Origin of the sequence: Streptomyces sp. NPDC006208, assembly GCF_040613775.1 — a bacterium.
GTDB lineage: Bacteria > Actinomycetota > Actinomycetes > Streptomycetales > Streptomycetaceae > Streptomyces.
In genome coordinates this window covers 155596-170650 of sequence record NZ_JBEXSW010000014.1, presented here as the reverse complement: position 1 = coordinate 170650, position 15055 = coordinate 155596, and the positions used below count along the sequence as shown (strand labels likewise).

General features: G+C 72.9%; 10 protein-coding genes and 1 riboswitch. All 10 genes read right to left on the bottom strand.

What is annotated here, in order from left to right:
- Positions 1-94 precede the first annotated feature (94 nt).
- The 10 genes from ABZ208_RS14350 to ABZ208_RS14305 all read right to left on the bottom strand — a co-directional run bounded on the left by ABZ208_RS14350 (position 95) and on the right by ABZ208_RS14305 (position 14887).
- Positions 95-766 carry an SUMF1/EgtB/PvdO family nonheme iron enzyme gene (locus ABZ208_RS14350; protein ID WP_356909783.1) on the bottom strand — a complete coding sequence of 224 codons (672 nt, stop codon included), beginning with the start codon at positions 764-766 and terminating at the stop codon, positions 95-97.
- A gap of 53 nt (positions 767-819) precedes the next feature.
- Entirely contained in the window at positions 820-3204 is a 2385-nt protein-coding gene (locus tag ABZ208_RS14345) for an excinuclease ABC subunit UvrA (protein WP_356909782.1), read from the bottom strand.
- Positions 3205-3419: 215 nt separating this feature from the next.
- Positions 3420-3815, bottom strand: a complete 396-nt coding sequence (locus tag ABZ208_RS14340; protein ID WP_356909781.1) for a transglycosylase SLT domain-containing protein — start codon at positions 3813-3815, stop codon at positions 3420-3422.
- Between the two features lie 310 nt (positions 3816-4125).
- Positions 4126-4956, bottom strand: coding sequence for an ECF transporter S component (locus tag ABZ208_RS14335; protein WP_356909780.1), 831 nt, complete (start codon positions 4954-4956; stop codon positions 4126-4128).
- Positions 4953-6776, bottom strand: coding sequence for an ATP-binding cassette domain-containing protein (locus ABZ208_RS14330; RefSeq protein ID WP_356909779.1), 1824 nt, complete (start codon positions 6774-6776; stop codon positions 4953-4955). The genes ABZ208_RS14335 and ABZ208_RS14330 overlap by 4 nt, the downstream gene beginning before the upstream one ends.
- Positions 6773-7882 (bottom strand): energy-coupling factor transporter transmembrane component T, encoded by a 1110-nt coding sequence (locus tag ABZ208_RS14325; protein WP_356909793.1) that lies wholly within the window; start codon positions 7880-7882, stop codon positions 6773-6775. The genes ABZ208_RS14330 and ABZ208_RS14325 overlap by 4 nt, the downstream gene beginning before the upstream one ends.
- 506 nt (positions 7883-8388) lie before the next feature.
- Positions 8389-9021 (bottom strand): SCO2322 family protein, encoded by a 633-nt coding sequence (locus ABZ208_RS14320; protein WP_356909792.1) that lies wholly within the window; start codon positions 9019-9021, stop codon positions 8389-8391.
- On the bottom strand, positions 9021-10253 hold the full coding sequence (locus ABZ208_RS14315; RefSeq protein WP_356909778.1) for a prenyltransferase/squalene oxidase repeat-containing protein: 1233 nt from the start codon (positions 10251-10253) through the stop codon (positions 9021-9023). Before ABZ208_RS14315 ends, ABZ208_RS14320 begins: the two co-directional genes overlap by 1 nt.
- 111 nt (positions 10254-10364) lie before the next feature.
- Positions 10365-10486: riboswitch (cobalamin riboswitch) on the bottom strand.
- A gap of 51 nt (positions 10487-10537) precedes the next feature.
- Positions 10538-11572, bottom strand: coding sequence for an MBL fold metallo-hydrolase (locus tag ABZ208_RS14310; RefSeq protein WP_356909777.1), 1035 nt, complete (start codon positions 11570-11572; stop codon positions 10538-10540).
- 327 nt (positions 11573-11899) lie between these two features.
- Positions 11900-14887 (bottom strand): BTAD domain-containing putative transcriptional regulator, encoded by a 2988-nt coding sequence (locus ABZ208_RS14305; protein WP_356909776.1) that lies wholly within the window; start codon positions 14885-14887, stop codon positions 11900-11902.
- Positions 14888-15055: the final 168 nt, after the last annotated feature.

Below are 15055 nucleotides of genomic sequence, written 5' to 3'. Positions count from 1 at the left end.
AATGACCGCCGCGACCTGGCACAACGACCACACACGACAGCCCGTCCTGCGCTCACTGACCGCATATGACCACTGACCCCTTGGAATCGATCATCTAGTGGATGAATCGCGCGACGCGGAATCCCACGTCGTCGATCCGGAAGGTCGGGTGGCTGCGGCGCCGTACGGAGGCCCGGCAGCTCCAGTGCTCGTCGAACCAGCCACCACCACGCAGCACCCGATAGGTGTCGTAGACCTCGGCGTCGTAGATGTCCCAGCACCACTCCCAGACATTGCCCAGCATGTCGTACAGGCCCCACGCGTTGGGCTGCTTGCCGCCCACGTCGTGAATCCGTTCCTGCGAGTTGCCGCGGTGCCATGCGATCTCGTCCAGCGGCCCGTACCGCGCGCCGGCCGTACCGGCACGGCATGCGTGCTCCCACTCGGCCTCGGTCGGTAGCCGGTACCCGTCGGCGGATGCGTCCCACTCGACGCCCTCGGCGTCGGCATGAAGGCGGTACGCGGGCGTCAACCCCTCACGCTGGGACAGGGCGTTGCAGAACCGGACCGCGTCCAGCCACGAAACGCCCTCGACCGGCAACCGATCGCCCTGTGCGCTGCTCGGCTGCCGGCCGGTGACCTCCGCGTACCGCGCCTGGGTGATCGGGGACGCCGCGAGTTCGTACGGCGCGAGCTCGACCGCCCAACTGCGCTGCGTCCGACGGTCCGACAGCGTCACCTTCCCCGGCGGGAGGGCGAACATCTCGTGCCGTGCGGTCGCGTCCATGGGTCGGCGATCCTAGCAACGCCGTGGTGCTCGCGGTGTCCCCGAGGGCCTCGTCAGGTGCCGACGTAGGCCGCGAGGTGTTCGCCCGTGAGGGTGGAGCGGGCGGCGACGAGTTCGGCGGGTGTGCCCTCGAAGACGAGCCGGCCGCCGTCGTGGCCGGCGCCGGGGCCGAGGTCGATGATCCAGTCGGCGTGCGCCATGACCGCCTGGTGGTGTTCGATGACGATGACCGACTTGCCGGAGTCGACGATCCGGTCCAGCAGGCCGAGCAGGTGCTCTACGTCGGCGAGGTGGAGGCCCGTGGTCGGCTCGTCGAGGACGTAGACGCCGCCCTTCTCGGACATGTGCGTGGCCAGCTTGAGCCGCTGCCGCTCGCCGCCGGACAGCGTGGTGAGCGGCTGGCCGAGGGTGAGGTAGCCGAGCCCGACATCGGCGAGCCGCTCGAGGATCTTGTGCGCGGCCGGCGTGCGCGCCTCGCCGGCGCCGAAGAATTCCTCCGCCTCGGTCACCGACATCGCCAGCACCTCGCTGATGTCCCGGCCGCCGAGGTGGTATTCGAGCACCGATGCCTCGAACCGCTTCCCCTCGCAGTCCTCGCACGGGGAGGCGACGCCGGCCATCATCGCCAGGTCGGTGTAGATGACGCCGGCGCCGTTGCACGTGGGGCAGGCGCCCTCGGAGTTGGCGCTGAACAGCGCCGGCTTCACGCCGTTGACCTTCGCGAACGCCTTGCGGATCGGGTCGAGCAGTCCGGTGTACGTCGCCGGGTTGCTCCGTCGCGAGCCCTTGATCGCGCTCTGGTCGACCGACACCACACCCTCGCCCGCCGGGATCGACCCGTGCACGAGCGAGCTCTTGCCGGAGCCGGCGACGCCGGTGACGACCGTCAGCACACCGAGCGGGATGTCGACGTCGACGTCTCGCAGGTTGTTCGCCGTCGCTCCGCGGATCTCCAGCGTGCCGGTGGGCTTGCGCACCGTCTCCTTGACCGCGGCCCGGTCGTCGAGATGGCGGCCGGTGACGGTGCCGCCGGCCCGCAGCCCCTCGACGGTGCCCTCGAAGCAGACGGTGCCGCCCTCCGTACCGGCGCCGGGACCGAGGTCGACGACGTGGTCGGCGATGGCGATCGTCTCCGGCTTGTGCTCCACGACGAGCACCGTGTTGCCCTTGTCCCGCAGCCGCAGCAGCAGGTCGTTCATCCGCTGGATGTCATGGGGGTGCAGTCCGATCGTCGGCTCGTCGAAGACGTAGGTGACGTCGGTGAGCGAGGAGCCGAGGTGACGGATCATCTTGACGCGCTGCGCCTCGCCGCCCGACAGCGTGCCCGCCGGCCGGTCCAGCGCAAGGTAGCCGAGGCCGATCTCCACGAACGAGTCGAGGGTGTGCAGCAGCGCCGTGAGCAGCGGCGCCACCGACGGCTCCTTGAGGCCGCGGACCCATTCGGCCAGGTCGCGGATCTCCATCGCACAGGCGTCGGCGATGCTGATCTGCTTGATCTTCGACGACCGGGCTCCCTCGCTGAGCCGGGTGCCCTCGCACTCGGGGCATGTGGTGAAGGTGACCGCCCGCTCCACGAACGCCCGGATGTGGGGCTGCATCGCCTCCTTGTCCTTGGACAGGAACGACTTCTGGATCTTGGGGATCAGCCCCTCGTAGGTGAGGTTGACGCCGTTGACCTTCACCTTGGTCGGCTCGCGGTAGAGGAAGTCCTGCATCTCCTTCTCGGTGAACCTGCGGATCGGCTTGTTCGGGTCGAGGAAGCCCGACTGGGCGTAGATCCCCACGGTCCACACGTTGTCCGACTTCCAGCCGGGGATGGTGAACGCGCCCTCGGCGATGGACTTGGAGTCGTCGTAGAGCTGGGTGAGGTCGATGTCGGAGACCGAGCCCCGGCCCTCGCAGTGCGTACACATGCCGCCGGTACGGTTGAAGGTCGCCTTCACCGTCTTCTTGGCACCGCGCTCCACGGTGATGGCGCCGCTCGCCCGGACCGAGGCGGTGTTGAAGGAGTACGCGCTGGGCGGGCCGATGTGCGGCTTCCCGAGCCGGCTGAAGAGGATGCGCAGCATCGCGTTGGCGTCGGTGGCGGTGCCGACCGTGGAACGGGGGTCGGCACCCATCCGCTGCTGGTCGACGATGATCGCGGTCGTCAGTCCGTCGAGTACGTCGACCTCGGGCCGCGCCAGCGTCGGCATGAAGCCCTGCACGAAGGCGCTGTAGGTCTCGTTGATCAGCCGCTGCGACTCCGCGGCGATCGTGTCGAACACCAGCGAGCTCTTGCCCGAGCCGGAGACTCCGGTGAACACCGTCAGCCGGCGCTTCGGGATCTCGATGCTGACGTCCTTGAGGTTGTTCTCGCGCGCGCCGTGCACGCGGATCAGACCGTGGCTGTCGGCGGTGTGCGGCGCAGGCGACTGCGTGTTCGTCCTCGTGGCCATGCTCTTCGTGTCTCCGTCCGTTGGGCGGGACCGCCTTCGCGGTCTCCGTCTCCATGGCGGTCACGCTAGCTGTGGCTCGGCTCCGGTGCTTCTCGATTCCTGATCGGGCCGGTCACCTGTTTCGTCACGCACGCTTGCGAGGAGGACCGCGGAAAAGCGAAGGGGCTCCGAAGCGACGTATCGCTTCGGAGCCCCTTCGAAGGGTTACTGGCGGCTTAGTACCAGTGGTTGGCCTGCCAGAAGTTCCAGGCGCCGCACGGGCTGCCGTAGCGCTCGTTCATGTACTCCAGACCCCACTTGATCTGCGTCTTGGGGTTGGTCTTCCAGTCGGCGCCGGCCGAGGCCATCTTGCCGCCGGGCAGGGCCTGGACCAGGCCGTAGGCGCCGGAGGACGGGTTGGACGCCGTGTGGTTCCAGTTCGACTCGTGCTCCACGATCTTGTCGAAGCACTGGAACTGGGCGGCGGGCATCATCTGCTTGGCGATCTGCTGGGGGGTGGCGGTCGCGGCCGAGGCCGTCGACGTCGTCCCCATGACCGCACCGGCCGCACCGAGGAGCACGGCGGTACCGGCGACGACGGACTTCTTGCGGGCAGTGAAGCGGGTGATCATCGAGCGGGACAAGGTGATGCCTAACGTTCGGGGTCGGTTCTGTCGCGAGGGGCGGGCCGAGCCGGGCTCGTGTGCTGGGCTTCGAGGCCCTGCTGCCCTTGCGACGAGAACAGTTGTAGCCGGGGCGGCGGAGCTCGCGCCGTGACCGGGCTCACCCGTATATACGACGCGAACGGGGTAGGAGGGGTCTAAGGCCCAAATGGTGTATGTAGTGCGTTTCGCCAGGTCGGCGGGTGTTTTGAGGGGCTTTTCGGCCCCCTGTTCCGACTACTAGGTCCGATCGTTGGGGACCCGGGCCCTGTGGGGTGCCTCACCCCTCCGAGGAGGGTTTCGGGGCCTCGAATGTGACCTGGGCCTCGAAGGCGGCACGGCGGGTGGCGCGGCGCAGTGCCTTGAGGAGCGTGGCGCCGAGGGTGAGGGTCAGGGTGACGGTGAGCACCGCCCGCCCCAGGTCCCAGCCGAGCGAGGTCGCGAGGCAGTACGCGAGGAATCGCACCAGGTTCTCCTGCACCGGGTCATCGGCGTCGAAGGCGATCCCGGAGGACAGCCCGCCGATGTACGTCCAGCCCTGCAGATTCATGATCGTGCCGTACGCGAAGGCCGCGACCGCCCCGTATGCGGCGAGCATCAGCAGCTCCGCACGACCGCGCAGCCGCTCCGGTCCGGGCAGCAGCCCGGCGCCCATGGTGAACCAGCCCATGGAGAGCATCTGGAACGGCATCCACGGCCCCACCCCGCCGGTGAGCAGCGCGGACGCGAACATGGTGACCGCGCCGAGCACGAAGCCGAAGCCGGGGCCGAGAACCCGGCCGCTGAGCACCATCAGGAAGAACATGGGCTCAAGCCCCGCGGTGCCGGCGCCGAGCGGTCTGAGCGCGGCCCCGACCGCGGCCAGCACCCCGAGCATCGCCACGGCCTTGGCGTCCATGCCGGTGTCGGCGATCGTCGCGACGACGACGCCGACGAGGAGCGGCAGCAGGGCGGCGAACAGCCAGGGGGCGTCCTCGCCATGTGCGGTGACCGTCGCACCGGGGTCCGCGAGCAGCGGCCAGCCGAAGGCGATCACCCCGATCGCGGTGATGAGGGCGAGCGCGGCGATCGAGCGGGGGCCCAGGCGGACGGGGCGCGTTCGTGTGCTCACAGTGCGTCCCTGACCTGGGAGACGGTCAGCCAGGGCTGAGGGGCGAGGATCTTGCTGACCTGGGGTGCGAAGGCGGGGGAGGAGACGACGACCTCGGACGTCGGGCCGTCGGCGACGATCTCGCCGTCGGCCAGGATGACCACGCGGTGGGCGAGCTCGGCGGCCAGCTCCACGTCGTGGGTGGCCAGCACGATGGCGTGGCCGCCGTCGGCCAGGCCCCGCAGTACGGAGACGAGGCGGGCCTTGGCCGCGTAGTCCAGGCCGCGGGTCGGCTCGTCGAGCAGGAGCAGCGGGGGGCGGCCGGTCAGCACGACGGCCAGGGCGAGGGCGAGGCGCTGCCCCTCGGAGAGGTCGCGGGGGTGGATACCGTCCTGCACGCCGGGCAGCAGCTCGCCGACGAGCGCGCGGCACGATCCGGGCTCGGCGCCGGCGTCCGCGTCGGCGGCAGCGCACTCGGCGCCGACGGTGTCCGCGTAGAGCAGGTCCCGCGGCTCCTGCGGCACGAGCCCGACCTGCCGGATCAGCTCGCGGGGCGCCGTCCGGTGGGGCGTGCGGCCGCCGACGGTCACGCTGCCGGAGGTGGGCTCGACCATGCCGACGAGGGAGGAGAGCAGGGTGGACTTCCCGGCCCCGTTGCGGCCCATGAGGGCGATGGTCTCGCCGGGGGCAACGGTGAGGGTCACGTCACGGAGGGCCTCGATGCGGGCCCGGCGGACGGCGAGGCGGGTGACGGTGGCGATCCGGTCGCCGACCGGACCGCTCGTTTCCGGCGACTGCGCGTCGATCGCGGGTGCGGCGTCATGCGAGCCCGCCCGCCGCTTGAAGAGCCACCCCGAGCGCGCCCGGGCACGCGTGGACGTCCTCCCGAGGGCGGGAGCCGGGGCCACGGTCGACGTGCCGACGGCCGGCGCAGCCGCTGCCTGCGTGCCGTCGGCCGGAAGGGCAGGGGCCTGGGCCGTGGCCCCCGAAGGCACGGCCCCCGGCGTGACCTCTCCCGGAGCGACGCCCTCCAAGCGCTCCCTCAGCGCACCCGCGCTGCGCCGCGCGTCCCGCACCGACAGCGGCAGCGGATCCCACCCCGCCAGCCTGCCCAGCGCCACCACCGGCGGATGGACCGGCGACTGCGCCATGATCTCCGTCGGGGCGCCGGTCACCGGGGGCAGGCCCGGGCCTGGGAGCAGCACCACCCGGTCCGCGTACTGCACCACTCGTTCCAGGCGGTGCTCGGCCATCAGCACCGTCGTGCCGAGGTCGTGGACCAGGCGCTGGAGCACCGCCAGCACCTCCTCCGCCGCAGCGGGGTCCAACGCGGACGTCGGCTCGTCGAGGACGAGCACCTTGGGGTGCGGGGTCAGCACCGAGCCGATCGCGACCCGTTGCTGCTGGCCGCCGGAGAGCGTCGCGATCGGGCGGTCGCGCAGGTCGGCCAGGCCCAGCAGGTCCAGGGTCTCCTCGACCCGTCGGCGCATCACGTCCGGGGCGAGGCCCAGCGACTCCATGCCGTACGCGAGCTCGTCCTCGACCGTGTCGGTGACGAAGTGCGCGAGCGGGTCCTGGCCCACCGTGCCGACGAGGTCGGCGAGTTCGCGGGGCTTGTGGGTGCGGGTGTCGCGGCCGTCGACCGTGACCCGGCCGCGCAGCGTGCCGCCCGTGAAATGCGGGACCAGTCCGGAGACGGCCCCCAGCAGAGTCGACTTGCCGACTCCCGACGGTCCGACGAGCAGCACCAACTCGCCCTCGGGCACGGTCAGATCGACGCCGCTGATCGTGGGCACGCCGGCGTCGCGGTACGTCACCGACACATCGTCGAAGCGGATCACGGGGTCGACTCCTTGGGTCCTGCGGGAGCGGTGGGTACGGGGGCGACGAACGCCGGCAGCAGGCCGATCAGCACGGACAGCGCGGGCCACAGCGGCAGCGTCGGCGCGGTGAGCGGTACGACGCCGGGGTGCAGCGCCTGCGGGTCCTGGACGTTTGCCTGGATCATCAGGGCCGCGACCGCCATGCCGGAGGCGGCGACCAGCCAGGACCGTACACCCCACCGGTCGGGTCGGTAGCGGGTGCGCACGGAGCGGCGGCCGCCGAGCCACAGGCCCGCGACGGCGGCGAGGAGCCCGGTGATCAGCAGCGGCACCCCGTAGGCGGCGCCCGCCGCTGCGAGCAGTCCGTACGAGCCCGCGCACACGCCGAGCAGCCCGCCGAGAGTGAGGACGGTGGTGGTGCGGCGTACGGCGGGCGGGACCTCGGCGGTGCGCCCGTAGCCGCGCGCGTCCATCGACGCGGCGACCGCGACCGACCGCTCCAGCGCGCCTTCCAGCACCGGCAGGGCGATCTGGGCGACGGCCCTGACGCCTCCGGTGGGGCGGCCGCGCAGCCGGCGTGCGGTGCGCAGCCGGAAGACGTCGGCGACCAGGTTGGGCGCGAAGGTCATGGCGACGACAACGGCGACGCCGGCCTCGTACAGCGCGCCGGGAAGGGACTTGAGCAGCCGGGCGGGGTTGGCGAGGGCGTTCGCGGCGCCGACGCAGATGAGGAGAGTGGCGAGCTTGGCCCCGTCGTACAGCGCGAACACCAGCTGCTCCGCGTGCACGCGCCCGCCGATCCGTACGCCCTGAGCCCAGTCGGGCAAGGGCACTTCGGGCAGCGTGAACATGACGTGCGTACCGGGGATGGGGGAGCCGAGCGCGACGGAGAAGACCACGCGGACGGCGATGACGAACAGCCCGAGCTTGACGAACGCACCGTAGGACCGGGCCCAGGGCGCGTCGGTGCGGCGGGCCGCCACGACGTACCCGGCGACGCCGACGAGCAGCCCGAGCAGGAGCGGATTCGTGGTCCGTGACGCGCCCACGGCAAGCCCGAGCGCCCACACCCACCAGGCCCCGGCATGCAGGGCGTTGCTGCGAGCGGCCTCGGGCGCGCGCAGCCGGCGGAGGAGGCGGCCGCCCGGGTCGCCGCCGACCCCGGTCCCGCCAGAGGAGGAGCGGCTCGTGCCTGTGCGCCGCGCGCGCCCGGCCGAGCTGTCGGCCGCGGGCGGACACCCGTCCGCGACGCGCCCGCCGGCGGAAACAGCCTCGCGCTGTGCGGCCCCGGGCGACGGGCCGTGCCCGGCGGCCGGGCCGGATGCCGGGCCGCCGACAGCGGCGCGCGGCGCCTGGGAACCGTGCTGCCGACGCTGCGCGCCCGATGTGCCGTCCGGCAGGGTCTCGGAGCGGCGGCGGTCGGCCGGCGCGGAGGCGTTGCCCGGCACGGGCTGCACCTCGCGTGGCGGCGCGGACTCGTCCGCTTGCGCACCGGACATGCCGCGAGCCGAAGCATTGCCCGGCACGGGCTCGCGGCGGGCCTCCGCCTCCGGTGAGGAGGCGGCGTCCGACGTGGGCTGCGTGGCGGCCGGGCCGGACGGGTCGTGCGGCCTTGGGGCAGGCGCAGGCGTCATGGGGTGCGCCGGCGGCGGGACTGCCACAGCGCCGCCACGCCCAGACCCAGTACCGCCGCGATGCCCGCCACCACACCGAGTGACGGGCCGCCGCCCGAGCTGTCCTTCGCGTCCCGCGACGGGCTCTCCTGCGCCGAGACCTGCTCGCCGCAGCCCGACTTCGGGTAGCCCGAGATCGCGCACAGCAGGGCCTGGCTGTTGTAGCGCAGCGGTTTCGCCACTGCCGCGAGCGCCTCCGCGCTCGTCGCGCCTTCCGCGACCTGCGCGCACGCCGTGCGCAGCGCGGGCGGGGCCTCGCTCTGAGGGGCGTCGCCCGCCGTGCCGGGGTCGATGACGAGCGCGATCCGCTTCCTGCCGTCCTTCGCCGGCGTCTTCGCGCATATCGCCGCGAAGTCCGGGCCCCGGCGCGGCTGCGCCGAGTCCCCGCTGTCCTCGCTCACCGAGAACCGGAACCCGTTCACGGACCCGTCGGCGGGCCGCGCCGTGGCCGGGCCCTCGGTGGCGTACGTCCACTTCGCCCCGCTGCTCTGCCAGAACGACCAGTAGCGGTAGCCGGCCGCCTGCGCGGGCGCCGCGCTCAGCACCGTGAGGACGGTGCCGAGCACGAACGCCAGGAAACGCGTGCGCATCACTGCCGCGGCTTCCTGCGGCCGCTGATCAGGAAGCCGGCGCCGACGCTGGCGACGAAGATCGCACCCACGATCCACCACATGGACAGGGACTCGGACTCCTCGTCCTTCTTCTCGTCACGCGAGGAGGGGGCGGGCGAGGGCGACGCCTTCTTCGGCGCGGGGCCCGTCGCGTTGAGCGCGGTCACCAGGTTCTGGCCGCCGAAGTCGGCCGGGTCCGCGCCGGCCGCGTGGGCCGCGAGGATCAGCTGGGCATAGGCGGCGGGGCCGCTCTCCTTGGCCCAGGCGGCCGCGTTCTGCTCCAGCCACGTCAGCGGCTTCTTCGCCTGCTCGGTCAGGCCCTGAGCGGTCAGTGCGACGACCGCGTCCGCCGTGTTCCCGAAGTCCGGCTTGGGCGCCGAGTCCTCGGCGCCCGGCATCGGCGGAGTGTTGAAGTACCCGGTCTTGGCAAGCCCGTTCGCGAGGTACGCCGCGCCGTTGTGGGCCGCCCCCTCGATCGTCGTCGCCTTCTCGCAGGCCGTGCCCTTGCCGTCCTTCGAGCCCGCCGTCACGACGAGGCCCTTGCCGTGCGCGCCGAGCACCGCGGCAGCGGTGGAGTCGGCGACGATGCCGGGGCTCTTGACCTGGTACACGAACGCCCCGCCGTCCTTGCCGCCGCACGGCTTGGCGAACGTCAGGAGCGCGTCGTACGGAGTCCTGCCGTCCTTCGACGTCACGTCGGCCGGCTGGTGACCGGCCGCGGCGAGCGCGCCGATGACGATGGAGGTGGAGTTCGCGTCGGAGGCCCCGCCCGGGTTGTAGCCCCAGCCGCCGTCCTTGTTCTGTACGGACTTCAGCCAGCCGACCGTCTTGTCCACGGCGGCGTCCTGCCCGCCGAGCGCGGCGAGTGCCTGCACGGCGGCGGCGCTCGCGTTGGTGTCCAGCGGAAGCTTGGCGTCGCACGCCTTCGCCGCGTCGGCGCGGTACGAGGGGAAGCCGCCGTCCGCGCACTGCTGCCCGGTCAGCCAGTCCACGGCCGCCTCGGCGGGCACGAAACCGGCCGTGTCCTGGGCGAGCAGCGCCAGCGACTGCCGCCAGACACCGTCATACGTCGGGTCGCCCGTGCCGTACAGGCCGGACGGCAGCGCCGCGGACGGGGTGGGGCTCGGCGCGGCGAAGGCGGCCGGTACCACGGCCAGTCCGAGCGCGGCGGAGACGGCGAGTGCTGCTGCGCAGCGGCGAACGGTGGTCATGGCGGGTGGTGCCTCTCCTGCTTCAGGGCCGGGCGCAGGCACACTGAGGCACCAGGCTCGGCTCCGTATCCCTCGACGGTGCCGGCCACCGGGCGGGTCCCGGTGAGCACGAGCCGGTCACGAACGCGTACGAGGCATTCCGACTCGCCGCCGGTGACGGCGGCTCACGGTTGCGGGTCAGTGCCGGATTTGCACCGGCTTCCCCCCGTACGGGCATGATGACGACATGCTTACTGTACCGGCCGGTCACCGGGCGGCGGCGGGGCGCAGGTCACAGGGCAAGGTCACGGTTCGGACGCCACGTACAGGGCGGGTGCGCTGCCCGGCACCACCTCCGCGCGGCCGAGCTTCACGAGCCTGCGCAGATGGGCCTCCGCCTCCGAGACCGCGATGTTGCGCGAGCCGTAGGGGATCTCGTCCCAGGGGCGGTTCCACTCCATCCGCTCGGCGACCTGCCACGGGGTGAGCGGCTGCGCCAGCAGGGCGAGCAGGCCGGCCAGGCGCTCCTCGTGGTGGACGAGCAGCTCCCTGACCCGGCCGGTCGCATCGGTGAAGGCGTGCTGGTGCGCGGGGAGCACCTCGGCGGGGGCGAGGCGGCCGATGCGCTCCAGGGAGTCGAGGTAGTCGCCGAGCGGGTCGGTGACCGTGGCGTCGTCCGGGTCCTCGTACAGGCCGATGTGCGGGGTGATCTCGGGGAGGAGATGGTCGCCGGAGAACAGCCGGCCGTTGCCCGCGAGCCGGGCGGGATGGGTCTCCTCGAGGTGCAGGCAGACATGGCCGGGGGTGTGGCCGGGGGTCCATACGGCGCGCAGCCTGCGGCCCGCGAGGTCGAGCAGCTCGCCGGGGACGATCTCCCGGTCGGGAAGCGCCGCGCGCAGCCCGGGGAGGCTGCCCGTGTGCCCGGCGGCGCGGGCGGCGTGCAGCGGGGCGGTGTGCTCCTCGGGGGCGCCGGCCCGGGTGAGCTTGTCGGCCAGGTAGTCGAGCCACAGCCCCGGCTCGGCCTCCCGGGTGCGGCGTACCACCATGGCGTCGGCGGCGTGCATCGCGATCCAGGCGCCGGACGCCTCGCGGACCTGTCCGGACAGGCCGTGGTGGTCGGGGTGGTGGTGGGTGACGACGACGCCGTGGACCTCGGCGACCGAGGTGCCGCACGCGGTCAGGCCGGCGGTGAGGGTGTCCCAGGACGCGGGGTCGTCCCAGCCGGTGTCGATGAGGACGGGACCGCGGTCGGTGTCGAGCAGATGGACCAGGGTGTGCCCGAGGGGGTTGTCCGGAATGGGTACCCGGAGGGAGCGCACCCCACCGCCGTGGTCGGTCACGTGGGGGTCGGTCGCCCGGGTGGTGGAGGGACGGCCTTCCGGCGCGCTCGTCCGTTCGCCTCTCGGCTCGTGTCCCGCTTCGTCCTTCGTCGACGGCACGCTCGTTGCCCCCTGTGGTCACGTGGAACTGATGCACCGTCAGGATGGCGTGCAAGGACGCTGCAGGGAAGCCCTTGCGGAAATGTCCGCAAGGGGCGAACGGGCTCCGGTCGGCCTGCCGCGGGCTCCGTCGAAGCTCCACCGTTCGGGTCCTCGGCCCGCACCGACCGGGAACCCGCGCACAGTTCCCCGTCGGTGACGCCCGGGCGCCCCGCCGGTGACGCCGGGTCACTCGCTGTCCGCCTCCGCCAGCGAAGCCCGTAACTGCTCCTGCAGCTCCGGGTGTTCTGCCGCTCGCTCCAGGGCCAGTGCCGCCCGGAACTCCCGTCGTGCCCGTGCCCGCGCTCCTGCCGCCGCGTACGACCGACCCAGGCGGCGGCGGATCTCCATCTCGAGTCGCGTGCGGTGCGGCTCCGAGCGCCGCGAGATGCCCGCGTGCAGCGCCAGCGCCTGGCGATGGCGGCGTTCCGCCTCCGCAAGGTCGTCCGTGACCGACCCCAGCCGTGTCAGCGTCAACGCCAGCAACAGCGGGTCGCCGGCCTCGCGCAGCAGTTCCTCACCCCGCAGCAGCACCGCCCGCGCCTCCCCCCGTTCGCCGAGCGCCTCATGACCGTCCGCAAGGGAGAGCAGGCGCTGGCTGATCGGTATCGGGCGGCCGTTGCGCTCCGCCGCGGCGAGCGCCGCCCGCGCGTCGGCAAACGCTGTGTGCACCTCCCCCCGCATGAACCGGCTCATCGACCGCATCGCCAGCGCCAGCGACACCCCCCACTCGTCGTCGGCCCGTTCCAGGACCGGCAGCACCTCGTCGATGGTGGCCGCCACCGCGTCGTACCGCCCCGGCAGGAAGTCCTGGATGGCCAGACCGAGCAGAGGCTGGGCCGCCAATGTCTCGACGCCGCTCTCGCGGGCGCACTTCAGCGCCTGCCGGAACCAGTCGCCCCCCTGCGCGGTCCGGCCCTGTTGGTAGTCCAGCAGCCCGAGCGACGCCGTCACCAGGACCCGCAGCGCAGGGTCCCCGACGCGCTCCGCGGCCTCCAGCGCCGTGGTCAGCGCCGCACGTCCCTCGTCGTAGCGGTCGTGGTGGAGGAAGTAGTCCCGCAGCGCCACACCCAGCTGTGTCGCCAGGACGTCCTCGCCGTGCGCCGCCGCATACCCCGGCACGTCCGCCAGGTCCGGCCCCGCCTCGTCGAGCCATCGCGCCGCGTCCCGCGCGGAGTCGAACCGCTGCGGAGCCCCGTCCGGTTCCCGGCCGTCGTCACCGGTGAGCCGGCCCGCCTGCACATACAGCTCCAGTACCTGCCGGCGGGCCTGCGCCGTCTCCTCGGGCCGGGCGTCGGCCAGCTTCCGGGCGTGGACCCGCACGAGGTCGTGGAGGCGATACCGCCCCGGACCCGGTTGCAGCACCAGGCTTGCGTCGTACAGCTCCTCCAGCACGAGCTCCGCCTCGTCGACGCCCACACCGAGCATCACCGCCGGCGTCCACGCGTCGAACTCAGGCGTCGGCGCATGCCCGAGCAGCCGGAACGCCCGCTGCCGGGCCTCACTCAACTGCTCGTAGGACATGTGGAAGGCAGCTTCCACGCTACGGTCCCCGGCGCTCAGCTCGCCCAGCCGCCGCTCCTCCCGCGCCATCCGCGCCGCCAGGTGGGCCGGCGACCACGACGGCCGGTGCTGGAGCCGCGCGCCCGCGATCCGCAGGGCCAGCGGCAGGCCCCCGCACAGCCGCGCCAGGTCGGTGACCGCCTCGGGGTCGGCGTCGGTGCGCGCCTCGCCGATCAGCCGGCGCAGCAGACCGATCGAGTCGGTGGCCGGCAGTGGCTCCAGGGTCACGCACCGGTCCGCGTCCAGTCCGGTCAGCCTGCGCCGTCCCGCCACCAGCACGCGGCTGCCCGGACCGGCAGGCAGCAGTGGCCGCACCTGCGCGGCGCTTCCCACGTCGTCGAGCACGAGCAGCAGCCGCAACCCGCTGGTGGCGTCGCGCCATGAGGCGATCAGGTCGTCGCGATCCTGGGGGACGTCCGCGTCGGCCATGCCGAGCGTGCGCAGCAGCCGCTGGAGCAGCCGCTTCGTCAAGGGCCGGTCGCCCGCCGGTGAGTGGTGCGTGAGCAGATCGAGGAAGAGGACGCCGTCCGGGTGCTGGGGGCGAAGCGTCCACGCCGCGTGCACCAGCAGCGATGTCTTCCCGACCCCGGCGGGCCCGTCCACCGTCGCGACGGTGACGGCGTCCTGGGGAGCGGGCGCGGTCAGTGCGGCGACCTCCGCGACACGGCCGACCAACTTACCCGCATTTCCAGGGAGTTCGTTCACCGTGCGAAGCGGCCGGGCCCGCGAGGACACCGGCGGCGATGTCCGGGGAAGCCGCGAGGCAGCTGCCACGGGGGCCTTCGAGGCGGGTGCTGCATCCGGGACGACGGAGCTGTCGGCGGTGACCGAGCCGCCGATCACGGCCGTGTCGTCGTGACGGAGCACTGCCGCGTGCAGGTCCCGCAGGGCCGCGGACGGTGCCGTCCCCAACTCCTGTCGCAGCCGCCGCCGCAGCCCCTCGTATGCGGCGAGCGCCTCGCCCTGCCGGCCCGTGCCGTACAGCGCCCGGATCCTCAGCGCCAGCACCTGCTCGTCCAGTGGATGAGCGGCGTCCGGGGAGGCCAGGTCCGCGAGGACCTCGCTTCCGCGGCCGAGCCGCAGCAGACACTCCAGCCGCTGCTGCTGCAAGGACCGGCGCTCGATCAGCAGCCGCTGCCGTTCCCCGAGCGCATACGGGCCGGGCAGCCCCGCCAACGGTTCCCCGCGGAACAGGCGCAGGCCCTGCTCAGCGGCGGCCAGCGCCCCCGAGGGGTCACCGGAATCCAGCAGCCGGCGTGTCCCCGCGGCGAGTTCGGTGAGGCGTGCGGTGTCGAGGCGGACCGGTGCGGCGAAACGGTAGCCGCCCGACCCGCCGCGGATCACCGATTCGTCCTGCCCGGCACCCGGCACGTCAAGGGCCTGCCGCAGCGCGTACACGTAGCTGGGCAGGACTCGCCGGCCCGTCCGCGGCGGCCGTTCGCCCCACACTCCGTCGATCAACTGCTCGTGGCTGACCAGCCGGCCGCCGCGCAGCGCCAGCGCCGCCAGCACCGCCTGCCGGCGGGCCGGGCCGATGGCCGCCTCCCGGCCGCCTCGCCGTGCCTGCACCGGGCCGAGTAACGCGATGTGCAGCTCCTCCGGCAGCGCCCCCATGGCCATCCGACCCCCTGGGTCATCACGGATCATCAGAATTTCATCGCTATTGCAGCGGCGTCCACCACCGTTGGCAAGTCAGCGCAGGAACCGCGGCGTTGCGGTGCCGTACGGGGGGCGGCACCGCAACGCAGCGGCCTGCGACCGGAGCCTCGCGCCCGGCCCACG